21 protein-coding genes are annotated in these 21,775 nt (G+C 73.1%); 8 read left to right on the top strand and 13 right to left on the bottom strand.

Annotated elements, in window-relative coordinates; all coding sequences use genetic code 11:
- Positions 1-36: 36 nt before the first annotated feature.
- A complete protein-coding gene (locus PSU4_RS10610; protein WP_147105755.1) occupies positions 37-1,515 on the bottom strand; it encodes a PucR family transcriptional regulator in 1,479 nt (492 codons plus the stop codon).
- Between the two features lie 94 nt (positions 1,516-1,609).
- Here PSU4_RS10610 and PSU4_RS10605 point away from each other — a divergent pair, with 94 nt between their 5' ends.
- The 7 genes from PSU4_RS10605 (at position 1,610) to alc (ending at position 9,221) form a co-directional block, all read left to right on the top strand.
- Positions 1,610-2,482 (top strand): FAD binding domain-containing protein, encoded by an 873-nt coding sequence (locus tag PSU4_RS10605; protein WP_147105752.1) that lies wholly within the window; start codon positions 1,610-1,612, stop codon positions 2,480-2,482.
- Positions 2,482-2,940: a (2Fe-2S)-binding protein gene (locus PSU4_RS10600; protein WP_147105750.1), complete on the top strand. Its 459-nt coding sequence runs from the start codon at positions 2,482-2,484 to the stop codon at positions 2,938-2,940. Before PSU4_RS10605 ends, PSU4_RS10600 begins: the two co-directional genes overlap by 1 nt.
- Positions 2,937-4,271, top strand: coding sequence for an 8-oxoguanine deaminase (locus tag PSU4_RS10595; protein ID WP_147105747.1), 1,335 nt, complete (start codon positions 2,937-2,939; stop codon positions 4,269-4,271). The genes PSU4_RS10600 and PSU4_RS10595 overlap by 4 nt, the downstream gene beginning before the upstream one ends.
- Positions 4,268-6,538, top strand: coding sequence for a xanthine dehydrogenase family protein molybdopterin-binding subunit (locus tag PSU4_RS10590; protein ID WP_147105744.1), 2,271 nt, complete (start codon positions 4,268-4,270; stop codon positions 6,536-6,538). Before PSU4_RS10595 ends, PSU4_RS10590 begins: the two co-directional genes overlap by 4 nt.
- An 88-nt stretch (positions 6,539-6,626) precedes the next feature.
- A complete protein-coding gene (locus PSU4_RS10585; protein WP_307724776.1) occupies positions 6,627-6,998 on the top strand; it encodes an allophanate hydrolase-related protein in 372 nt (123 codons plus the stop codon).
- Positions 6,995-8,308: an allantoinase AllB gene (gene allB / locus PSU4_RS10580; protein WP_147105739.1), complete on the top strand. Its 1,314-nt coding sequence runs from the start codon at positions 6,995-6,997 to the stop codon at positions 8,306-8,308. Before PSU4_RS10585 ends, allB begins: the two co-directional genes overlap by 4 nt.
- Positions 8,301-9,221, top strand: coding sequence for an allantoicase (gene alc / locus PSU4_RS10575; RefSeq protein ID WP_147105735.1), 921 nt, complete (start codon positions 8,301-8,303; stop codon positions 9,219-9,221). Before allB ends, alc begins: the two co-directional genes overlap by 8 nt.
- 73 nt (positions 9,222-9,294) lie before the next feature.
- Here the strand turns inward: alc and PSU4_RS10570 are convergent, their stop codons facing one another.
- The 8 genes from PSU4_RS10570 to PSU4_RS10535 all read right to left on the bottom strand — a co-directional run bounded on the left by PSU4_RS10570 (position 9,295) and on the right by PSU4_RS10535 (position 17,362).
- Entirely contained in the window at positions 9,295-10,443 is a 1,149-nt protein-coding gene (locus tag PSU4_RS10570; RefSeq protein ID WP_147105732.1) for an LLM class flavin-dependent oxidoreductase, read from the bottom strand.
- Between the two features lie 20 nt (positions 10,444-10,463).
- On the bottom strand, positions 10,464-11,216 hold the full coding sequence (locus tag PSU4_RS10565; RefSeq protein ID WP_186816870.1) for an ABC transporter permease: 753 nt from the start codon (positions 11,214-11,216) through the stop codon (positions 10,464-10,466).
- Complete coding sequence (locus PSU4_RS10560) at positions 11,213-12,034, bottom strand: ABC transporter permease (protein ID WP_147105726.1); 822 nt, start codon at positions 12,032-12,034, stop codon at positions 11,213-11,215. The genes PSU4_RS10565 and PSU4_RS10560 overlap by 4 nt, the downstream gene beginning before the upstream one ends.
- Entirely contained in the window at positions 12,034-13,047 is a 1,014-nt protein-coding gene (locus tag PSU4_RS10555; RefSeq protein WP_147105723.1) for an ABC transporter substrate-binding protein, read from the bottom strand. The genes PSU4_RS10560 and PSU4_RS10555 overlap by 1 nt, the downstream gene beginning before the upstream one ends.
- Before the next feature lie 28 nt (positions 13,048-13,075).
- A complete protein-coding gene (locus PSU4_RS10550; protein WP_281290673.1) occupies positions 13,076-13,813 on the bottom strand; it encodes an ABC transporter ATP-binding protein in 738 nt (245 codons plus the stop codon).
- A 167-nt stretch (positions 13,814-13,980) separates the two neighbouring features.
- The gene (locus PSU4_RS10545) at positions 13,981-15,159 is read right to left on the bottom strand and encodes an acyl-CoA dehydrogenase family protein (protein ID WP_222596226.1); all 1,179 of its coding nucleotides are present in this window, start codon (positions 15,157-15,159) and stop codon (positions 13,981-13,983) included.
- Complete coding sequence (locus PSU4_RS31830) at positions 15,138-16,220, bottom strand: 3,4-dihydroxy-2-butanone-4-phosphate synthase (RefSeq protein ID WP_222596224.1); 1,083 nt, start codon at positions 16,218-16,220, stop codon at positions 15,138-15,140. The genes PSU4_RS10545 and PSU4_RS31830 overlap by 22 nt, the downstream gene beginning before the upstream one ends.
- Positions 16,217-17,362 (bottom strand): LLM class flavin-dependent oxidoreductase, encoded by a 1,146-nt coding sequence (locus tag PSU4_RS10535; protein WP_147105714.1) that lies wholly within the window; start codon positions 17,360-17,362, stop codon positions 16,217-16,219. The genes PSU4_RS31830 and PSU4_RS10535 overlap by 4 nt, the downstream gene beginning before the upstream one ends.
- Positions 17,363-17,409: 47 nt before the next feature.
- Between PSU4_RS10535 and PSU4_RS10530 the strand changes: the two genes are divergently transcribed.
- On the top strand, positions 17,410-18,987 hold the full coding sequence (locus PSU4_RS10530) for an AMP-binding protein (RefSeq protein WP_147105711.1): 1,578 nt from the start codon (positions 17,410-17,412) through the stop codon (positions 18,985-18,987).
- 12 nt (positions 18,988-18,999) lie between these two features.
- On the opposite strand, the gene PSU4_RS10525 is transcribed toward PSU4_RS10530, so the two are convergent.
- From PSU4_RS10525 to PSU4_RS10510, 4 genes are read right to left on the bottom strand one after another with little or no spacing between them, the layout of a single operon-like run.
- Positions 19,000-19,491, bottom strand: coding sequence for a (2Fe-2S)-binding protein (locus PSU4_RS10525; protein WP_147105708.1), 492 nt, complete (start codon positions 19,489-19,491; stop codon positions 19,000-19,002).
- The gene (locus PSU4_RS10520) at positions 19,488-20,366 is read right to left on the bottom strand and encodes an FAD binding domain-containing protein (protein ID WP_147105705.1); all 879 of its coding nucleotides are present in this window, start codon (positions 20,364-20,366) and stop codon (positions 19,488-19,490) included. The genes PSU4_RS10525 and PSU4_RS10520 overlap by 4 nt, the downstream gene beginning before the upstream one ends.
- The gene (locus PSU4_RS10515) at positions 20,363-21,388 is read right to left on the bottom strand and encodes an LLM class flavin-dependent oxidoreductase (protein ID WP_186816869.1); all 1,026 of its coding nucleotides are present in this window, start codon (positions 21,386-21,388) and stop codon (positions 20,363-20,365) included. The genes PSU4_RS10520 and PSU4_RS10515 overlap by 4 nt, the downstream gene beginning before the upstream one ends.
- The gene (locus PSU4_RS10510; RefSeq protein ID WP_186816868.1) at positions 21,385-21,774 is read right to left on the bottom strand and encodes a VOC family protein; all 390 of its coding nucleotides are present in this window, start codon (positions 21,772-21,774) and stop codon (positions 21,385-21,387) included. The genes PSU4_RS10515 and PSU4_RS10510 overlap by 4 nt, the downstream gene beginning before the upstream one ends.
- Position 21,775: the final 1 nt, after the last annotated feature.

The raw sequence follows: 21,775 nt of genomic DNA, 5'->3' as shown, positions 1-21,775 counted from the left end.
GCACTCCTGTTGGTCTCGGCGGGCGGGTGCGCGGGGTCAGCGGGCACGCAGGGCCAGGTAGACGTCGACGCGGTCGGTGAGCGTCGACAGGTCGCGCGCGGTGAGCTCCTCGACCCGCCCGATCCGGTACCGCACGGTGTTGACGTGCAGGTGCAGCCGCGCGGCGGTGCGGCTCCAGGACCCGGAGCAGTCGAGGAACGCCTCCAGCGTCTCGACGAGCCCGGCCCCGGTCCGGTCGTCGTAGGCGAGGACGGGGTCCAGGACGCTCGCGGCGAACGCCTGCCGCACCTCGTCGGGGACGGCGGCGAGCAGCGCGACGTGGGAGGTCACGTCGGCGGCGGCGACGACGTGCAGCAGGCCGGGGCGGCCGTGGGCGAGGTCGCGGGCGTGGTGGGCCTCGCGCAGCGCACCGGCGAGCGCCCCGGGTTCGGTGGGCCGGCTGGTGCCGACGACGAGCGGCGCGGGCAGCCCCGGTTCGAGCCGGCGCAGCGCGACGTCGTCGACGGGTCCCGGGACGACCGCGACCGCGGTCCCGTCGAGCACGCCGACGATGCCGGGGCAGTCCGCGTCGAGCAGGATCGCGCGCGCCGTCTCGGCCAGGTCGGGGCGTTCGGGGAAGCCGGCGACGACGACCGTCAGCGGCCCGGTCGCGCGCAAGCCGGCCTGGCGCAGCCGGACCGCGGTCTCGGGCCGGGCGCCCGCGCCACCGGCGAGGAGGGCGACGGCGTCGTCGGCGATCCCGGACGCGATCCGCTGCCCTTCGTTGCGGCGGGCGCGGTCGAGCGCGGCGATGGCGACCAGCTCGCCGACGGCGTCGGCGACCTCGGACTCCCAGCCGTCGAACCGGCCCTCGGCGGCGACGAACCACGAGGTCACCCGCGGGCCGGAGCCGACGGCGAGCAGCGAGCAGCCCTCCGCGACGGCGGGCAGCCGGGGGGCGGTGAGGTACGTCGAGACCAGTGCGTCGGGGTCGGGGACGGGTGGTCCCGCGACGAGGCGCCCACCGGCCGACAGCACCCGGCACCGCACGCCGGTCGCGTCGGAGACCTGGGCGACGAGCTCGTCGAGCCCCGCTCCCCCGGCGACGGCACTCAGCAGCTCGCGCTGGCGGCCGAGGGTGTGCGCGAGGCGGTCGCCGCGGGCGGCGGTGACGGCGCCGACGACGACCTCGGTCAGCGTCCCGAAGGACGTCTCCTCGGGGACGGCGATCAGCGGGACGTCGTGGCGGCGGCAGGCCTGCACGAGGTCGTCGGGGACGGTGTGGAAGACGGCCTCCCCCGCCGCGAGGGCGGCCGCCCCGGCCCCGGCGATCGCGGAGACGAACCGTTCGCTGTCGGTGGGGTCGTTGCGCCACACCAGCCCGCTGATGACGAGCTCGCCCCCGGACAGGTAGCGGGCGGGGTCGATGAGGTCGGTGGTGTAGACCCACCGGACGCCGCGGTCGAGATCGGCCTGCGCGCCGTGGAGCAGGCGCAGGTGCAGGCCGGGGTGCGCGAGCAGGTCACGCAGGAACATTGGAGGAACGTACAAGACCGGGGCGTGACGTGGGCCACCGATTCGTGGCGACGGCGAATTGTCCGCAGGTCACAGCCGGGCTGTACTCGACGGCATGGACTTCCTGGCACCGAGCACGTGGGCAGAGGCCCTCGCGGCGAAGGCGGAGCGGCCCGACGCGCTGCCGGTCGCCGGTGGCACCGACGTCATGGTGGAGATGAACTTCGACCACCGGCGTCCGGGTGCGCTGCTGGACCTGACGCGCGTCGCCCCACTCGGGGAGTGGGCGTTCGACGACGGCCGGGTCCGGCTCGGCGCCGGCGTCACGTATGCGCGGGTCATCGCCGAGCTGGGGTCGACACTGCCCGGCCTCGCCATGGCCTCGCGGACGGTCGGGTCGCCGCAGATCCGCAACCGCGGCACCGTCGGCGGAAACCTCGGCGCGGCGTCTCCCGCCGGTGACTCGCACCCGGCGCTGCTGGCCGCCGACGCGGTCGTCGAGGTCGAGTCGGCGGCGCGCGGGGTCCGGCACGTGCCGGTCGCCGACTTCTACACCGGTGTGAAGCGCAACGCCCTGGAGCAGGACGAGCTCATCTCAGCGGTGCTGATCGCGCCGCCCTCGGGACCGCAGCAGTTCTGCAAGATCGGTACCCGCAACGCGATGGTGATCGCGGTGTCCGCCTTCGGGTTCGCGCTGCACCCCGACCGCCGGGCGGTGGGGACGGGCATCGGTTCGGCCGCCCCCACACCGCGCCGGGCCACCGACGCGGCCGCGTTCCTCGCGGGCGAGCTGGAGGCCGCCGGGCTGTGGGAGTCGCGCGCCGCGCTGCCCGAGGGGCTGGCCGCGGAGTTCGGCCGCAAGGTTCGCGACGCCGCCGCCCCGATCGACGACGTGCGCGGCACCGCCGCGTACCGCCTGCACACGCTCTCGGTGATGGCGCGCCGCGCCGCCACCTGGGCCTGGGACGAGCACCGGAGGGCCGCCTGATGCGGATCGAACTGACGGTCAACGGCGAACGCCACGAGGCCGACGACGTGTGGGAGGGCGAGAGCCTGCTCTACGCGCTGCGCGAGCGGCTCGGCCTGCCGGGCTCGAAGAACGCCTGTGAGCAGGGCGAGTGCGGGTCCTGCACCGTCTACATGGACGGGGTGCCGGTGTGCTCGTGCCTGGTCGCGGCGGGCCAGGCGCAGGGGCGCGACGTCACGACGGTCGAGGGGCTCGCCGGCGACGACGGCCTCGACCCGGTGCAGCAGGCGTTCGTCGAGTGCGGCGCGGTGCAGTGCGGGTTCTGCACGCCGGGCTTCCTCGTCTCGACCCACGACCTGTTGGCGCGCAACCCGCGTCCGAGTGACCCCGAGATCCGGGAGGCGTTGGCGGGGAACCTGTGCCGGTGCACCGGCTACGAGAAGATCCTCGACGCGGTGCGGACGGCGGCACACTCATGATCATCGAAGGCGTACACGTCGTCACGGTGACGGGCTCGGAGTTCCGCGATGGCCACGTGGTCGTCGAGGGAAACCGGATCACCGCGGTCGGCCCTGGACCGGCGCCGGTTCCCGGAGAGCGGATCGACGCCCGCGGCTGCCTGCTCACCCCCGGCTTCGTCAACACCCACAACCACCTCTATCAGTGGGTCACCCGCGGCCTGGCCGTCGACGCCACGCTGTTCGAGTGGCTCACCACGCTCTACCCGGTGTGGGCGGGCATCGACGAGCACGCCGTGCACACCGGCGCCACCGGTGCCCTGGCCCAGCTGGCGCTGACCGGCTGCACCACCGCGGCCGACCACCACTACGTCTTCCCCCGCGAGGGCGGCGACGTGCTCGGCGCCGAGATCCGCGCCGCCGCCGACGTCGGCCTGCGCTTCCACGCCACCCGCGGCTCGATGGACCTGGGCCGCAAGGACGGCGGCCTGCCGCCCGACCATGTCGTCGAGGACCGCGACGCGATCCTCACCGCGTCGGCGGAGGCCGTGCGCCGCTGGCACGACCCGTCGCCGGACGCGATGCTGCGGATCGCGCTCGCGCCGTGCTCGCCGTTCTCGGTGACCGGTTCGTTGATGCGCGAGTCCGCTGACCTGGCGCGACGCCTCGGGGTGCTCATGCACACCCACCTCGCCGAGACCGTCGACGAGGAGGAGTTCTGCCGCGAGCGGTTCGGCTGCTCGCCGCTCGAGTACGTCGAGAGCCTCGGCTGGACCGGCGAGGACGTCTGGTTCGCCCACGGCATCCACTTCGACGACGCCGAGGTCAAGAAGGTCGGCGCCACCGGGAGCGGGGTGGCGCACTGCCCGTCGTCCAACGCGCGGCTCGGCGCCGGCATCTGCCGCACCCGCGATCTGCGCGACGCCGGGGCCCGGGTCGGGCTGGGTGTCGACGGCGCCGCCTCCAACGAGGCCGGCAGCCTCCTGGAGGAGGCCCGGCACGCGCTGCTGTTCGCCCGCGCGGTGGGCGGTCCGACGGCGCTGACGGTCCGCGACTCGTTGGAGCTGGCGACGATCGGCGGCGCCTCCGTGCTCGGCCGCGCGAACGAGATCGGGTCGATCGAACCGGGCAAGCTCGCCGACCTCGCGCTGTGGCGCATCGACGGCCTCGGCCACGCCGACGTCGCCGATCCCGTTGCGGCCCTTGTCCTCGGCAGCCCACCGCCGCTGGAGCTGCTGCTCGTCGACGGACGTCCGGTCGTGGAGCGCGACCGCGTCGTCACCGTCGACACCTCTGCTGTTGCGCGCGAGTGCGCCGCCGTACACGAGACCCTGTTGGAGAAGGCGTCATGACCTCGACCGAGACCCGCACCACCGGGAAGATCGGCGACTCCCCCCTTCGTCCCGACGGCACGCTCAAGGTCACCGGCGAGTTCGCCTACTCGTCCGACCTCTGGCACGACGACATGTGCTGGGGCGTCACGCTGCGCAGCCCGCACCCGCACGCCCGCATCCACGGCATCGACGTCTCCGCGGCGCTCGCCCTCCCCGGCGTCCACGCGGTGCTCACCCACGCAGATGTACCGGGACTGAACCGGGTCGGGCTGGAGCACCTCGACCAGCCCGCGCTCGCCGAGGACGTCGTCCGCTACCAGGGCGAACCCGTCGCCCTCGTCGCCGCCGACCACCCCGAGACGGCGCGCCGCGCCGCGAAGCGGATCGTCGTCGACTACGAGGAGCTGCCCGCGCTGACCGACCCGCGCCGGGCCCTCGACGAGGGTGTCCCGCAGGTCCAGCCCGGCGGGAACCTGGTGCGCGAGCTGACGATCCGCCGCGGCGACCCTGCGCCGCAGGCCCCGGTCGTCGTCGCGCTCGACTTCGAGGTCGGCATGCAGGACCAGGCCTTCCTCGGCCCGGAGTCCGGCCTCGCCGTGCCCGACGGCGAAGGCGGGCTCGACCTCTACGTCGCGACGCAGTGGCTCCACGTCGACCAGCAGCAGGTCTGCCGCGTGCTCGACCTGCCGCCCGACCGGGCCCGGCTGCACCTCGCCGGCGTCGGCGGCGCGTTCGGCGGCCGCGAGGACCTCTCGATCCACGTCCACGCCTGCCTGCTCGCCCTGCACACCGGCAAGCCGGTGAAGATGAGCTACGCCCGCGACGAGTCGTTCTTCGGCCACGTCCACCGGCACCCGGCGTGGCTGCGCTACGAGTTCGGCGCGTCCGAGGAGGGCAGGCTCGCCTACGCCAAGGCGGACATCCTGTTCGACGGCGGCGCCTACGCCTCGTCGACCACCGCCGTCGTCGGCAACGGCGGCACCCTGGGCCTGGGCCCGTACAACATCCCGTCCGTGACCGTCGACGCGCGCGGCGTCTACACCAACAACCCGCCCTGCGGGGCCATGCGCGGCTTCGGCTGCGTGCAGGCCGCGTTCGCCCACGAGGCCCTGATGGACGAGCTGGCCGACCGCGTCGGCGTCGACCGCGTCGAGATCCGGGCGCTCAACGGCATGCGCGACGGCGACCTCAACATCACCGGCCAGCTGATCGACTCCGCCGCGCCGGTCGCCGAGCTGATCCGCACCGTGCGCGACCTGCCGCTGCCCGCTTCGCCCGAAGGCGAGCGCGACATCCGCGACCTGCCCGGCGGCGCGTCGAACACCACGCACGGCGAGGGCGTCGTCCGCGGCATCGGGTACGCCGTCACGTACAAGAACGTCGGCTTCTCCGAGGGTTTCGACGACTACTCGACAGCCCGCGTCCGCCTGGAGCTGACCGGCGGCGAGCCCGTCGCGACCGTCCACACCGCGGCCGCGGAGGTCGGGCAGGGCCTGATCACCGTCGAGCAGCAGATCTGCCGCACCGAGCTGGGCGTCGACCGGGTCGTGGTGCACCCCAAGAACACCTTCGTCGGCTCCGGCGGGTCGACGTCGGCGTCGCGCCAGACCTACGTGACCGGTGGCGCGGTGAAGGCGGCGTGCGAGGCGGTCCGGGCGGCGGTCCTGCGTCTCGCGTCCGCCCGGCTCGGGGTCGGCGGCCTCCGTCTCGACGGCGACAAGATCGTCTCCGCGTCGGGCGAGGTGCTCGCCTCGCTCGCGGACGTGCTGGGCGCCGAGGCGGTCGAGGAGACGGTCGAGTGGCACCACCGGCCCACCGAGGAGATCGACCCCGAGACCGGCCAGGGCAACGCCCACGTCCAGTACGCCTTCTCCGCCCACCGCGCGGTCGTCGACGTCGACGTCGAGCTCGGCCTGGTCAAGGTCGTCGCGCTGGACACGGCCCAGGACGTCGGCAAGGCGATCAACCCCGACGCCGTCGTCGGCCAGATCCAGGGCGGCAGCGCCCAGGGCATGGGCCTGGCGCTGATGGAGGAGATCGTCGTGACCGACGGGAAGGTGCGCAACCCGTCGTTCACCGACTACCTGATCCCGACGATCCTCGACATGCCGCCTATGCAGGTGAAGGTCCTGGAGTACGCCGACCCGCACGCCCCCTACGGCGTCCGCGGCGTCGGCGAGCCCCCGACGATCTCGAGTGGCCCGGCAGTGGCCGCGGCGATCCGCGCGGCGACGGGCAAGGCCCTCCGCCGCGTCCCCGTCCGCCCGGAGCACATCACCCTGTGAGCGGCGATAGTCGCTATCGCGACTATCGCCGCTCACGACCCCTGACCTGCACGTTCGTCGTCCCGAGGGAGGACCCGAAGTGCCCCGCATGTTCCTGAACGGCACGGCGATGGCCGGCGGTGCCGATCACCACCTGGTCGGCGGCGCCCCGCTCGTCACCGCGACGACGACGGCGAAGCGCTACCGGTTCCACGCCGTCGGCGGGGCCTACCCGGCGCTGGAGGACGTGGGCCCGGACCAGGGCGCGGCCGTGCGGGGCGAGGTGTACGAGCTGTCCTACGAGCAGCTGCGCGAGGTACTCCTGCCCGGCGAACCGGCCGGGCTGGAGCTCGGGGTCATCGAGCTGGCCGACGGGAGCGGGTCGCTGGCGATGATCCTGCGGCGCTCGTGGGACGACGCGCCCGAGCTGACCGACATCTCCGACCTCGCGAGCTGGCGGGCCTTCAAGGAGCAGTCGTGATCGTCCTGCGGGCGCGGCGGGTTCTCGTCGACGGGGTGCTGCGGCCCGCCGCCGTGCTTGTCGACGGGTCGCGGATCGCCGCCGTCGGACCCCGTGACGTCGTCGTTCCGGGGGCGCAGGAGATCACGCTTGCCGACGACGAGGTGCTGCTGCCGGGGCTCGTCGACACCCACGTGCACGTCAACGAGCCCGGCCGCACCGAGTGGGAGGGCTTCGCGTCCGCGACCCGGGCGGCCGCGGCGGGCGGGGTGACGACGATCGTCGACATGCCGTTGAACTCTCTCCCGCCGACCATCGACGTGCCTGCTCTCGAGACGAAACGGGCAGCGGCGCAGGGACAATGCCACGTCGACGTCGCGTTCTGGGGCGGAGCCGTGCCGGGGAACGAGCGCGAGCTGCGCCCGCTGCACGAGGCCGGCGTCGTCGGGGTGAAGTGTTTCCTCGTCGACTCCGGGGTGCCCGAGTTCCCGCCGCTGCCCGATCCCCGCCCGGCGCTGCGCGCCCTCGCGGAGTTCGACGGGCTGCTCATCGCCCACGCCGAGGACGGCGCGCTCATCCGCCCGGCTTCCGGCCGTCGTTATGCGGACTTCGTCGCCTCCCGGCCCCGCGCGTCGGAGGACTCCGCGATCGCGTCGTTGTTGGCCGCCGCCCGCTCGACCGGCGCCCGGGTCCACGTGGTGCACCTCTCCTCGGCCGCCGCGCTGCCCCTGCTCGCGGCCGCCCGCGAGGACGGGGTGCGCGTCACCGTCGAGACCTGCCCGCACTACCTCGCGCTCACCGCCGAGGAGGTGCCCGACGGCGACACCCGATTCAAGTGCTGCCCGCCCGTGCGCGAGGCCGGAAACCGTGACGCTCTGTGGCAGGGACTCGTCGACGGCACGATCGACATGGTCGTGTCCGACCACTCCCCCTGCACCCCCGACCTCAAGCGCATCGAGGACGGCGACTTCGGCACCGCCTGGGGTGGGATCGCCTCCCTGCAGATCGGGCTTCCCGTCGTGTGGACCGAGGCGCGGGCGCGCGGGATCGCGTTGGCCGACGTCGTGACCTGGATGTCGCGGCGCCCCGCAGATCTCGTCGGTCTGACACACAAGGGGCGTATCGAACCCGGTGCCGACGCCGACCTCACCGTCTTCGCGCCCGACGCGACCTTCACCGTCGGGCCCCTGCACCACCGCAACCCGATCACCCCCTACGCGGGCCGGACGCTGCACGGCGCCGTCCGCGCGACCTGCCTGCGCGGCGCACCGATCACCGACGGTGACGCGCCGCGCGGCCGGCTCCTGAGCAGAGAGGACGCCCGTGTCTGACTTCCGGCTCCTGCCCAACCTGGCCCGCCGCGACGTCGGCGGCGCCGTCGTCTCCGCCAACGACGAGGCCTTCGCGACCCGCGAGAACCTCATCACCCCGGGCCCCGCCGTCTTCGACCCGTCGACGTTCGGGCCCAAGGGCAAGGTCTACGACGGCTGGGAGACCCGCCGCCGCCGCGAGCCCGGCCACGACGAGGCGCTGATCCGGCTCGGGGCGCCCGGGGTGGTGCGCGGGATCGTCGTCGACACGGCGTGGTTCACGGGCAACTACCCGCCCGAAGCAGCGGTCGACGGGCTCGTCGGCGAGACCTGGGTACCGCTCGTACGGCGCTCGCCGATCAAGGGCGACACCGAGAACGTCTTCGACGTGGCCTGCGACGAGCGCATCACCCACGTGCGGCTGCGCATCTTTCCCGACGGTGGGGTGGCGCGGCTGCGAGTACACGGTCACGCGCTCCCGGACCCCGCGCTCCTGGAAGCGCTCGGCACGGTCGACCTCGCCGCGATCGAGAACGGCGGCCGCGTCACGGCCTGCTCCAACCTCTTCTACAGCTCGCCGCAGAACCTGCTACTCCCCGGACCGGCGCGGAGCATGGGAGAAGGGTGGGAGACGGCGCGGCGTCGCGACGACGGCAACGACTGGGTCGAGCTCGCCCTCGCCGGGCCCGCGGTCGTGCGGGTCGCGGAGCTCGACACGAGCTGGTTCCTGCACAACGCTCCAGCGTCGGCGTCGCTGCGGGGCCGCCTCTCCGACTCCGAGGAGTGGCGGCCGCTGCTACCCCGCACACCCCTGGAGCCCGACACCCGGCACCGCGTCGTCCTCCCCGAGTCGGGTCCGGTGACGCAGGTCCGGATGGACGTCTTCCCCGACGGCGGGATGGCCCGCCTCCGCCTCCACGGCTCCTTCGCGTAGTCGCCGCGGCGGGTTGTTTTCCCGCAGGTCAGGCCTTGTGAGTGGCGATAGTCGCGATAGCGACTATCGCCACTCACAGGGGTACGGTCGGGCCGCAGGTGAGTCCGCGCTGCCGCAGCAGCGGCATGACGTTCGTTCCGAACGACAGGATCGACTGGCGGTTGGGCGCCCCGACGATCTGCACCTCGTCGCATCCGATGTTGACGAGCTCCTCGATGCGGTCCGCGATCTCCTCGTGGCTGCCGACGAACGCCGGGGGCATCCCCGACCGGACCAGCATCGGTCCGATCCAGAGGTTCGGGCCGACGACGGCTCGGCCGTCGTCGGAACCACTCCAGGCGCCCGTGAGCCGTTGCCGGGCGGCCGACCCGTTCACGCCCGCGGTCGTGAACGCCGAGCGGGCCGTGGCCAGCTCGGCCATGTCGACGCCGTCCATCATCGCGTCGGCCGCGGCCCACGCCTCGGCGCTCGTCTCCCGGCTGACGACGCCGAAGCAGAGCGCGGTACGGACGGTCCGACCCTGGTCGGCCGCGAACCGCCGCACCCGGTCCAGGCGCTCGGCCGTCATCTCGAGCGGCTCGACGTAGGACAGGTAGACGTCGGCGTGCTCGGCGGCGAAGCGTTGCGACTGTTCGGAGGAGCCGCCGTAGTAGATGGTCGGGGGCGGGGTGAAGGGCGCCACGGACGCCTCCCGGACCCGGTGGTAGTGCCCCTCGAACGTGAACGGCCGGCCGCTCCAGGCGCCCCGCATGATCGTCAGGAACTCGCCCGCCTGGTCGAGCCGCTCCGCCTTGTCGCTCCAGTCGCCGTAGCGCTGCGAGGTCGGTCCCGGAACCCCGGGCGTGACGTTGAGGAGCAACCTGCCGCCGGAGAAGCGCTGGAAGGTCGCGACCATCTGGGCCGCGAGCACCGGCGTGAGCAACCCGGGGCGGAAGGCGACCATGAACCCGAGGCGCCGGGTCGCTGTCATGAGCGCGGCGGCGGTGACCCACGCGTCCTCGCACGTGTGGCCGGTCGGCACCAGGACCGAGGTCACCCCCATCTCCTCGGCGGTCTGCGCGGTCGCGACGAGGTGCTCGAGGGTGGGGTCGACGTAGGTCGACCCCACGGTCGCGTCCGTGCGGGACACGCCGGGTCCCGCGTTGCGGGCGGTCGCGACGTGGTCGACGAAGCGTGCGGACTCGCCCGACGTCGGCACGTAGCCGTGGACGGCCAGGGACATCTGTGGACCTCCGGGTTCTGTCACGTCACGTAGGCTGCGGTGCGGTTCTCGACCGCACCGAAGACGACCGCGACGACGTAGCTGATCACCGCGAGCGCAACGACCACGGCGTAGTAGGCCGGGATGTCGAAGAAGCCCGACGCGTTCACGATCTGCGCGCCGAGACCTTCCGACGACAGGAACATCTCGCCGACGATCACCCCGATCAGTGCGCGCCCCGCCGCGATGCGCACGCCCCCGGACAGGGTGGCCAGCGACCCGGGCAGGACGATCCTGAGGAACCTGGCGGGCCGCGATGCCGTGTACACGGCGCCGACGCGCAGCAGCGCCGCATCGACCTCCTGGAAAGCGGTCACAGTGCTGGTGATCATGGTCGGCGTGGCGGTGACGACCCCCAGCGCGAGCACGCTCCAGAACCCGTACCCGAGCAGGACCACGAGGAACGCGAAGTAGGTGACGATCGGCACGCTGAGGGCGAGGCTGATCAGGGGCTCGACACTTCGGTGCACCGACGGCACCAGACCGGGTGTCGCGCCGAGCGCGATGCCGAGCAGCACCGCCAGCGCGAAGCAGACGACGAATGTCCCCGACGTGCGCAGCACGTGGTCGCCGAGCGAGCCCTCCGTGAGCCCGCGGACGACGGCGTCGAGCACCGCGGTGGGCGTCGGCAGGACGAACGGGTTGACCAGCCCCGGGTAGGTCAGCAGCGCCCACAGTCCGATGACGACCAGTGCCCCGGCCAGCTGGTGACGCAGCACTCTCGACCTGGTCACGACGCTCCTCCCAACCGCCGGTGCGCCGCCGAGATCCCCTGCACGACGACGGTCCCGACGGCCCCGATCACCAGCGCCGCGACGATGAGCCGGGACGGGTCGATACTGGTGCGCCCGAGCGCGATCCACCGGCCGAGACCCGCGACGGGGTTGAAGACCTCCGTGACGACGACGCCGAGCAGCGCCCGAGAGAACCCGAGCCGCAGCCCGAGCGCGAGGTGGGGCAGGCTCGCCGGGACGAGGATCTTCGTCCAGAGCGCGCTCCGTCCGAACGCCAGGCTCTGCGCCACCTGGATCATGGTCGGCGAGACCTGCCGGACGCCGGTCATCACGAACAACGCGATCGGCACGACGGCGGACAGGAACCCGATCACCGATTTCGCGACGCCCCCGACGCCGACCGCGAGGATCACGATGGGGATGAACGCGATTCGCGGCATGCTGTTGAGCACCACCAGCTGCCATTCGAACGTCCACCGCAGCCGTTCGCTGCGACCGAGGGCCAACCCGATCAGCTCGCCGACGACGATGGCGAACACCACCGCGACCAGCAGCGTGGCGAACGTGCTGACCGTGTCCCGCAGCAGCGCCCCCGACCCGAGCATCTCCCAGGCCGCGGCCACGACCCGGACCGGGCTGGAGAGCAGGCGCGGGTCGATCAGCCCGGTCCAGGCCCCCAGCTGCCACACGGCCAGCAGGACGAGGAGGACCGCGCCGGAGACCCACGGTCCGGGCCGGAGCCCCGCGAACCGGCGTCGGTCCGGGCGAGCGGGTGGGCCGGTGGCCGCGGACCGGTGAGGGGTGTCGACCGACCGCATCAGCGTCGCAGCTCCGGCACGAACGAACCGATGACCGCGGTCGGGTCCGTCGCGGTGATCTCGCCCTGGTCGATGGCGAACTGGGTGACGACGCGCATCGCCTCCTCGGAGTACCCGTCGCGGGCGAGCCCTTCGCGGTACTCCTTCATCGCCGCGAGGTGGTAGGGACGGTCGTCGGCCGAGATCGTGTAGTACTTCGACAGGACGTCGACGACCTGCTCGTCGCTGTGCTCGAGGATCCACTGCCGCGCGGCGCGGTCCGCCCGCACCAGGGCGGCGACGGTGTTGGGGCTCTTGTCGTAGAGGTCCTGGGTGACGGCGTAGACCTCGAGCGGGAACCGGTCCAGGCCGTAGTCGGCGATCTTGCCGATCTCGGACATGCCTTCCTGCTCCAACCGCTTCGCCGTGGCGGCGGTGGACGCGACGGCGTCGAGCTGCCCCGCGAGCAGCGCCTGGGCCCGGGCGGTGGTGTCGCCCGCTGCCTGGAACTTGAGGCTCTTCGGGTCGACGCCGTCCTTGCGCGCCATGTACTGCGCGAGCTGGTAGTCCATCCCGCCGATCGAGGACACCCCGACCACCCCACCTGCGGCGGCGACGGCCTGCCACGAGTCCAGCCCGGCCTTCCCGTAGTAGACGAACGACGGGGTCGAGTTCGACTCGGTGACGACGACGGGCTGCTGTGGGGTCCCGTGCAGGTTCAGCACCGACGCGAAGCCCAGCACGATCGCGTCCGCCTGCCCGCCGATCAGACCCTGCATCGCCGCGGGCGAGCCCTGGAACGGCAGCACCTCGACCGACAGGCCCTGGGCGGCGAACAGGCCTTCGCTCTCGGCGACGAACGTCGTCATCAGCCCTCCCGACAGGGCCGACGCACCGACGACGAGATCGGGCTTCTCGATCCCGTCGGCGGACGCCTCGGGAGCGCCGCCGCTCCCGCACGCGGCGACCGCGAGGAGCGCGACGAGCACCAGCGCCACGGACAGCCGGCCGGATCGAGCACGGATTCGGTTCACGTTTCCTCCTCGGCCTCACGGCCGGATGTCAGCGACGGGTCTGCAGGACGGCTTCCTCGGACCGGGTGACCTCCTCGGCCAGCTGGTCCCACACCTGGGCTCGGTAGCGCGCGAACTCGGCGCTGTTGCGCACCCGCTCGTCGCGGGGCCGTGGCAGGTCGACCGGAATCTCCGCCCGGACCGTTCCCGGCCGGAAGGTCATGACGAGGATCCGGTCGGACAGGTACACGGCCTCGTCGATGGAGTGCGTGACGAACAGGACCGTCTTGCGCTGCTGGGCCCAGATGTCGAGCAGGGACTGACCGATGCGGTCGCGGGTCTGGGCGTCGAGCGCGGCGAACGGCTCGTCCATCAGCAGCACCTGGGGGTCGACCGCCAGGGCCCGCGCGAGGCCCACCCGCTGCTTCATGCCGCCGGACAGCTGCCGGGGGTGGGCGTCGAGGAAGTCCCCGAGGCCCACCAGCTCCAGGTATCGGCGGGCGATGTGGGCGCGCTCGGCGCGCGGCACGCCCTTCGCCTCGAGCCCGAGCGCGACGTTGCCCGCGGCGCTGCGCCAGGGCAGCAGGCCGGCCTCCTGGAACACGACGGCACGGTCGAGGCCCGGGCCTGTCACGGTCCGGCCGTCGACGGAGATCGTGCCGCCGGACAGGCGGAGCAGACCCGCGATCGCGAGCAGCAGGGTGCTCTTCCCGCACCCGCTGGGGCCGAGGATGGAGACGAACTCTCCCGGCCGTGCCGTCAGGTCGACGCCGTCGAGCGCGAGCAGCGGCTCGAGGCCGTCGCGGGGATACGCGAGGGACCCACCGGATACCTCGATCAGTCCTACGGTGTCGGCGTCGATCGTCGGCCTCCTCGATCACGGTTCAGACTGAATGCGGAACACGGTATACGGAAATATGGCGGTGCCGAGCCGGCATGTCAACGGCCACCTGGTCAACGGAAGGACTGGAGCCCGGTCAGCGCCGCACCGACGACGAGGGTGTGGACCTCCTCGGTCCCCTCGTAGGTCAGCACCGACTCCAGGTTGTTCGCGTGCCGCAGCGGTGAGTACTCGCCGGAGATGCCGTTGCCGCCCAGGATCGTCCGGCTCTCGCGCGCGATCTCGACCGCGGTCCGGACGTTGTGGAGCTTGCCCGCGCTGATCTGCTCGGGCCGCAACCGGTCCGCGTCCTTGAGCCGAGCGAGGTGCAGCGCGAGCAGCAGCGCCGTGCTCAGCTCGACCGTCATGCCCGCCAGCTTGCGCTGCGTCAGCTGGAACCCGCTGACCGGACGACCGAACTGAACCCGGCTGTCCGCGTACGCGAGCGCGGCCTGCAGCGCGTCCCGCGCGGCGCCGACCGCCCCGAACACGATTCCGAAGCGCGCCTCGTCGAGGCAGGTCAACGGCGCGCGGAGCCCCTTCGCCCCGGGTAGTACCGCCGAGTCCGGCAGGCGCACGTCGTCGAAGAACAGCTCCGAGGTGACCGACGCGCGCAGCGAGAGCTTCCCGGTGATGTCACGGGTGACGAAACCGGGTGTCCCGCGCGGGACGACGAATCCGCGCACCCCGTCCTCGGTCGTGGCCCACACCGTCGCGACGTCGGCGATACCGCCGTTGGTGATCCACGTCTTCGACCCGCGCAGGACCCAGTCTCCCCCGCGGCGCTCGGCGCGGGTCCGGATGCCGGAAGGATCGGAGCCGGCGTCGGGCTCGGTCAGTCCGAAACACCCGATCGCGGCCCCCTTCGCCAGCTGTGGCAGCCACTCCTGCTTCTGCTCCTCCGAGCCGAACCGGTGCAGGGAGAACATCGAGAGCGAGCCCTGGACCGACACGAAGCTGCGCAGGCCCGAGTCGACGGCCTCGAGCTCCATGCAGGCCAGCCCGTAGGCCAGCGCACTGCTGCCCGCGCAGCCGTAGCCGTCGAGATGCATCCCCAGTACACCCAGCTCGCCCAGCCGCGGCACCAGCTCGCGTGGGAAGCGGTGGTTCTCGAAGCAGTCCGCGATCACCGGGCGCGCGTGGTCGGCGAGGACATCACGCACCGTCTGTTGGATCGCCCGCTCCTCGGCGGGGACGTCGGCGGGGACCTCGAGCAGATCCAGGGGATCGTTCAACGGGCTACGGACGGACACGTCATCTCCTCGAAGGCCGGCCGGGTCGGATCGACCGTGCGGGTCGATGCGGGTGCGAGGTCGCGCAGGATCGCGGCGACGTCGACATCGTCGGTGGACGATGCCGGCGACGCTGCGGGGCACCGCAGGGTCGGACCGGTGCCGGGGGCGGCCCTCAGGTACACGACGACCCCGCGCCCGGCGGCCGTGACCGCACGAACGGCGGCGTCGAGGTGCTCGCGACAGCCGCATGCCGACGAGCCGAACAGGTCTGCGGTGGGACATTCGCGATGGACGTGGACGGGCAGTGCCTCGGCGCCGCGGGTCTCCCCGAGGACGAGTGCGACGTGCGCGCGTCCGCCCGGGGCGGTGGCGTACCCATGCGCCCGGAACGGCGCGCCGACGACCGGGCACGCGACGTCGGCGAGCCGGCGGAGGCCGGGGGCACGTCCTCGCCGGTGGGAGACGAGCGTCCCGATCGTGACCATCGGCAGGCGCTCGGCGGCGGCGAATGCCGTGCCTGCCGCCCCACCGACACAGGCGCCGTCGGCGGCGTCGACCAGGTCGGCGAGCACGGCGGCGGGGGCCCGGCCGGCGAGCCGGACGAGGTCGAGCGCGGCTTCCGGACGACAACGCCTGCCGAGGAGGCCCCCGTCGGCCGTGGCGACGGGCATGACGTGGCCGGGTCTCGTGAAGTCGGACGCGACGGTGTGGGGCTCGGCGAGGAGCCGTATCGTGCGGCAGCGGTCCGCTGCCGAGATGCCCGTACCCACCCCTTCGCTGGCGTCGACGGTCACGGTGAAGGCCGGGCGGTCCCCTGCCGCATCGGGCTGCATTCTCGGCAACCGCAGCCGCTCGCACGTGGACGCGGTCAGCGCCACCGAGAGGCATCCCGACGAGCGCCGGACAGTCCACGCGACGAGTGCCGGGGTGACCGTCTCGGCCGCCATCACCAGCACGCATTCGCGTCGCGGGTCACGGTCGTCGACGAGCAGGACGGGTCGGCCCCGGCGAATGGCGTGGAGTGCCGGTTCGAGGTCATGGCCGGTCGCGGGCAGTACGGCGAGGCTCTGTCGGCTCACGTGGCCGCACCCCCCTCGTCCAGGAGGCCCCGCTCGCGCAGCAACGGGATGACGCCCTCGCCGAAGTGAGCGGACTCCTCGACGTCGGGGAACCCCGTGACCTGGAACTCGGTGACACCCAGGTCGTGGTACTCGGTGAGGCGGTCCGCGATGTCGGTGTGGCTGCCGACCAGCGCCGGTGGGCGGCCCGCGTGCACGAGCAACCCGCCCACCCAGAGGTTCGGCGAGATCTCCGCCGCGCCCGCGACGGACTCCATGCGACCGAGCAGCCGCGTCCGGGCCGCGGCGGCACCGGCCCCGCTGCGCCGGAACGCGGCCAGCGAGTCCCGTACCGACGCCTCGTCGACGTCGCCGAGCATGTGCTCGGCGACGTCCCACGCCTCGCGTGCGGTGTTGCGGGTGATCACCTGGAAGGACAGCGCGGTGCGCACGGTCCGTCCGTGCTCCGCGGCGAGGGTGCGAACGCGTTCCAACCGCGGCGCGGTCATGTCGGGCGGCTCGACGAAGGAGAGGTAGACGTCGGCGTGGCGCGCGGCGAAGGCCATCGACTCCTCCGACGATCCGCCGAAGTAGAAGGGTGGGATCGGGTCGGGAGCGGTGATCGAGGCACCTTCGACGCGGAAGTAGCGCCCGGCGAAGTCGAAGGGTTCCTCTCCCCAGGCGCCGCGCACGATGGTCAGGAACTCGCCGGCCTGGTCGAGACGCTCGGACTTGGACAGCCAGTCGCCGAACCGGTTCGACACCGGTCCGGGGACGCCGGGGGTCACGTTGAGCAGGAGCCGTCCCTGCGACAACCGCTGGAACGTGGACATCATCTGCGCGGCGAGCACCGGACCGACCAGTCCCGGCCGGAAGGCGACGAGATAGCCGAGGCTGCGCGTGCGGGACATGAGTGCGGATGCGGTGACCCACGCGTCTTCGAACGAGGTGCCGGTCGGGACCAGGGCGGCATGCGCCCCGGCCCGTTCCCAGGCGAGTGCGACCTGGGTCAGGTAGTCGAGCGTGGGGGCCCGGTAGCTCGGCCCGGTGTGCAGCGACGAGCGGCGGAACCCGACCCCCACGTTGCGCGCGGTCTGCGTGTGGTCGAGGAAGCGGCGGGCGTCGCCCGCGGTCGGCAGGTGACCGATGACTTGGATGCCCATTCCTGCATTCTGTACACCGTCTACTGTTTTGGCTAGGGTTGCTGCTCATGGTTCTCGTCGAGTCGAGCGCAGAACAACGGGAGTTCCTCCGGGCCGCCCGAGCGGGTACGCCGCTCTCCTACTGGGCCTCGCGCCGGCCCGAGGCCACCGCCGTCGTCGCCGGGGCGCAGCGGCGCACGTTCGCCCAGCTGGACCAGCAGGCCGACCGGATCGCCCGGGCCCTGCGCGCCCGAGGGCACCGCGCCGGCGACGGGATCGCGGCCCTGCTCGCCAACCGGCCCGACTCGGTGGCCGTCCTCGCCGCGGCGCAGCGAATCGGTGCGCGGCTCACCCCGATCAACTGGCACCTCAACCCCGAGGAGGTCCGTTACATCGTCGCCGACTGCGAGGCCCGAACCCTCGTGGCCGACTCGCGGTTCGCCCCGGCGGCGCTCCTGGCCGCCACGGTGCCCGCGGTGGCGGCCCGGCTCGCGATCGGCGGAGCGATCCCCGGGTTCGACGACCTCGGCGCTGCTGCCGCGGCCGAGTCGCCCGACCCCGTCGACGACCCACGACCCGGCACCACGATGCTGTACACCTCCGGCACGACCGGCCGGCCCAAAGGCGTGGTCAAACCGCCCCGCCACGTCGGCCCCGCGGCCATGACCGGTGACGGTGACTGGCCCGGCGCACCCTCGCCCCGGATCGTCGCCGGCCGGTCGCTGAGCCTGGTGACCGGACCGCTCTACCACGCGGCCCCGCTGTTCTTCTCACTCACGCACCCGATGACCGCAGGCGCCGGTGCAGTGCTGATGGAGCGCTTCGACGCCCGTGAGGCACTGCGGTTGATCGACGTGCACCGGATCACCCACTCACACATGGTGCCCACCATGTTCCGCCGCATGCTGACCCTGCCACCGGAGGTGCGGGCCCGCTTCGACGTGTCCTCGCTGGTGCACGTGTGGCACGGTGCCGCCGCCTGCCCCGTGGCCGACAAGCAGGCGATGATCGACTGGTGGGGCCCGGTGCTCGTCGAGTACTACTCCTCGACCGAGGGGCCCGCGACCTACGTCGGCAGCGAGGAGTGGCTGCGCAAGCCGGGCACGGTCGGGCGCCCCGTGCCCGCCGAACTGGTCCGCATTCTCGACGCGGACGGCCGTCCCGTCGCTCCCGGCGCTGTCGGGACGATCTGGATACGAACCTCCCCGGATCGGCGGTTCTCCTACTACCGCGACCCGGAGAAGACCGCACGCACCTACCAGGACGACTACTTCACCCTCGGTGACATCGGCAGGCTCGATGACGACGGCTACCTCTTCCTGACCGATCGCAGCGCCGACCTGATCATCTCGGGCGGGGTCAACATCTACCCCGCTGAGGTCGAGGCGGTGCTCGCCGCCCATCACGCGGTCGGTGACGTCGCGGTCGTCGGTGTGCCCGACGCCGAGTGGGGCGAGCGCGTCCTCGCCGTCGTCGAGCCCGTACCGGACGTCGCCGCCGGCCCCGAGCTGGCTGCCGAGCTCATCGCCTACTGCCGAGCGCGGATCGCCCACTTCAAGTGTCCACGTCACGTCGAGTTCGCGGACCTGGAACGCACCCAGACCGGGAAGCTGCCCAAGAACGCGATCCGGGAGCGCTACCGGTAGGACCGGCGCCGGCTACCCCAGGTCCCGGGGGTGGCCGGCGCCGGCGCTGCCGGCCGCGTCCTCGATCGCCGCGATGATGCCGTCGTAGGCCGTGCACCGACAGAGGTTGGACGCGACGACGTCGCGGATGCGAGCAGGGTCCGGCCGGGGTTCCTCGCGGAGCAGACCCGCGGCCAGCATGAGGAAGCCGGGTGTGCAGAAGCCGCACTGCAGGGCGCGGTGGCGGGAGAACGCCGCCTGCAACGGGTGCGGGTGCTCGGCCGTGCCGAGGCCCTCGACGGTCTCGATCTCGTGGCCGTCGGCCTGTCCGGCGAGGATCAGGCACGCTCGGGCCGGCAACCCGTCGACGAGCACCGTGCACGTTCCGCACACCCCGTGCTCGCACCCGACGTGGGTACCGGTCTGCCGCAGAACGAGCCGCAGGACGTCCACGAGCGTCCAGCGCAGGTCGACGTCGACCTCGTGGGCCACACCGTTGACCGTGAGCGTGATGTGCTCGGTCATGCCGCCCTGCCCTCCCGTGCCCGGCCGCCGACGTGGGTGAGGGCCCGTGTCACGAGCGTCGCGACAAGGCGTCGACGGTGGGCACTCGACGCGTGCGCGTCGCTCGGCGGGTCGACGGCGGCCGCCGCGGCGGCGGCCGCCGCGGCGACGACGTCGGGTGTGAGCGCGCGGCCGGCGAGCACGTCCTCGGCATCCGGGACCCGCACCGGTGTGGGCCCGACCCCGCCGAGGACGATCCGCGGTCGCCGGCACACACCGTCGGCCGGCTCCGCGGCCGCCGCCGCCGCGACGAGGGCGAAGTCGCCGTGCCGGGGTGCGTGTTCCACCAGCGACGCCGCGGCGCCGGTGCGCGGGAACGTGACGGCGGTGAGGACCTCGTCGGGGGCGATCGTGGTGGTGAAGAAACCCTGCAGGAGCCGGGTGAGCGGGACCCGGCGCTCGCCACGCCCGCTGCACAGCGTGGCCTCGGCGTCCAGCAGGACCGCGAGGATGCACCACTCCGCCGCGGGATCGCCGTGCGCGAGGCTGCCGCCGATCGTGCCCCGGCTCCGGATCGGCAGGTGCCCGATGAGGCTCGCCGTGCGGGGCAGGACCTCGAGCCCACGGAACGGCTCGGTGCCACCGGCACGCTCGATGCGCAGGTGGGTGGTCAGGGCGCCGAGCTCGAGGGAGCGGTCGCCGGACACGAGCGTGGCCCACGGCGTGACCGCGCCGATGTCGACCAGCACCGATGGCCGGGCCAGCCGGAAGTTCAGCAACGGGACGAGGCTCTGCCCACCCGCGATGACCTTCGCCTCGTCGCCGTACTCGGCCAGCAGCTCCACGGCCTCCTCGGGATCGTGCGCGCGCAGGTAGCGCAGCGGTGGCGGCTTCACGGCGACACCGGGTCCGGGGCCGCCGCCCGGATTGCGGGCGCGATCTCGGCCATCAGCGTCTCCAGGCGTTGCTCCCGGCCGCCCGAGAGCAGCGCGACCGTCAGCTGGGCAGGACGCAGCTGTGCGATGTCGGCGAGGCGCCGCGCGCAGGTCACGGGATCCCCGGCGACGGCGAGGGCGGTCGCGAGCTCGTCGCCGACCGCGTGTGCGTGGTCGGCGCGCACCGACAGGTGGGTGCCGAAGTCGTAGGCGCGCGCGGCGGCCTCCATCTCCGGCCGGTGCGCCTCCAGCGACGGCGGGAGGTCCGCCCAGGTCGACATCCACCGGGCCTTCGCCGAGGCCCACGACCGGACGTCGTCCACCGCCGACGACGCGTCGTCGCCGACCGACACCGTGACCCAGACGTCCACCGCGACCTCGGCGGGGTCGCGGCCGGCCTGTTCGGCGCCACGGGCGACGTGCGCGATCTGGGCGGCGATCAGGTCCCGGTCGGCGACCCCCATGACGATCACGCCGTCGGCCTCCGCCCCGGCCAGCTGCAGCATCCTGGGCTGGCTCGCCGACAGGTAGATCGGCGGCGGCTGCTCGGGCACGAACGGCATCCGCGCGGCGCCGCCGGGCAGCGTCGTCTCCTCGCCCCGCAGCAGCGCGCGCAGCTGCCGGATCCCGGTGCGCAGCTCCGCGATCCGCGACGGCCGCAGCCCGAGCGGGAACACCGCGCTGTCGCCCGCGCCGAGCCCGAGCAGAACCCGGCCAGGGGCCATCGACGCGAGCGTCGCGAACGTGTTGGCCAGGACCGTGACGTTGCGCGTCTGCAGGTTGGTCACGCCGGTGCCGAGCCGGACCCGCTCGGTCTCCCACGCCCCGACCGCGAGCGCGACGTAGGCGTCCTTCATCGCCATCTGCGAGTCGATGACCCACAGGTGGCCCACCCCGAGCCGCTCCGCGTGGCGGGCCAGCGTGACGAACCGCTGGACGTCCTCCCGTGGACTCACTCCGAGCGACAGCCCGATCTCCGTCACTGCTCCTCCTCCTCGACGACCTCGACCAGCACTCCGTGCGTCGAGGCCGGATGCACCCAGCCCAACGGTCGCGCCCCGGTGGGCGTCTCGTCCCGGACCACCCGCACCCCCCGTCCGGACAGGGTGGCCAATGTCTGCGGCAGGCTCGACGTCCCCAGCCGGACCTGGTAGACGCCCTCGCCGTGGCGGTCCAGGAAGCGCGCGAGGGGGGCGGAGTCGCTGACGGGGGACATCAGCTCCAGAAGGCACTGCCCGTCGGGGCGGCCCAGCTCGACCCAGCGCAGCCCGAGTCCGCGCGGGGACTGCTTCACCCCGCCCACGGGTTCCAGCCCCAACGCGCGGTAGCTCTCGACCGCGGCGTCGAGGTCGCGGACGGCCACCGACACC

The organism is Pseudonocardia sulfidoxydans NBRC 16205 (assembly GCF_007989085.1).
In the GTDB taxonomy this organism is placed as follows: Bacteria; Actinomycetota; Actinomycetes; order Mycobacteriales; family Pseudonocardiaceae; genus Pseudonocardia; species Pseudonocardia sulfidoxydans.
The sequence above is the reverse complement of the archived record's forward strand: the minus strand, read 5'-3'. Positions and strand labels throughout refer to the sequence as shown.

Coding starts and splice junctions, on each gene's coding strand:
- PSU4_RS10610 (WP_147105755.1), bottom strand. CDS start 1,515: ATGTTCCTGCGTGACCTGCTCGCGCACCCCGGCCTGCACCTGCGCCTG.
- PSU4_RS10605 (WP_147105752.1), top strand. CDS start 1,610: ATGGACTTCCTGGCACCGAGCACGTGGGCAGAGGCCCTCGCGGCGAAG.
- PSU4_RS10600 (WP_147105750.1), top strand. CDS start 2,482: ATGCGGATCGAACTGACGGTCAACGGCGAACGCCACGAGGCCGACGAC.
- PSU4_RS10595 (WP_147105747.1), top strand. CDS start 2,937: ATGATCATCGAAGGCGTACACGTCGTCACGGTGACGGGCTCGGAGTTC.
- PSU4_RS10590 (WP_147105744.1), top strand. CDS start 4,268: ATGACCTCGACCGAGACCCGCACCACCGGGAAGATCGGCGACTCCCCC.
- PSU4_RS10585 (WP_307724776.1), top strand. CDS start 6,627: ATGTTCCTGAACGGCACGGCGATGGCCGGCGGTGCCGATCACCACCTG.
- PSU4_RS10570 (WP_147105732.1), bottom strand. CDS start 10,443: ATGTCCCTGGCCGTCCACGGCTACGTGCCGACGTCGGGCGAGTCCGCA.
- PSU4_RS10560 (WP_147105726.1), bottom strand. CDS start 12,034: ATGCGGTCGGTCGACACCCCTCACCGGTCCGCGGCCACCGGCCCACCC.
- PSU4_RS10535 (WP_147105714.1), bottom strand. CDS start 17,362: ATGGGCATCCAAGTCATCGGTCACCTGCCGACCGCGGGCGACGCCCGC.
- PSU4_RS10530 (WP_147105711.1), top strand. CDS start 17,410: ATGGTTCTCGTCGAGTCGAGCGCAGAACAACGGGAGTTCCTCCGGGCC.
- PSU4_RS10525 (WP_147105708.1), bottom strand. CDS start 19,491: ATGACCGAGCACATCACGCTCACGGTCAACGGTGTGGCCCACGAGGTC.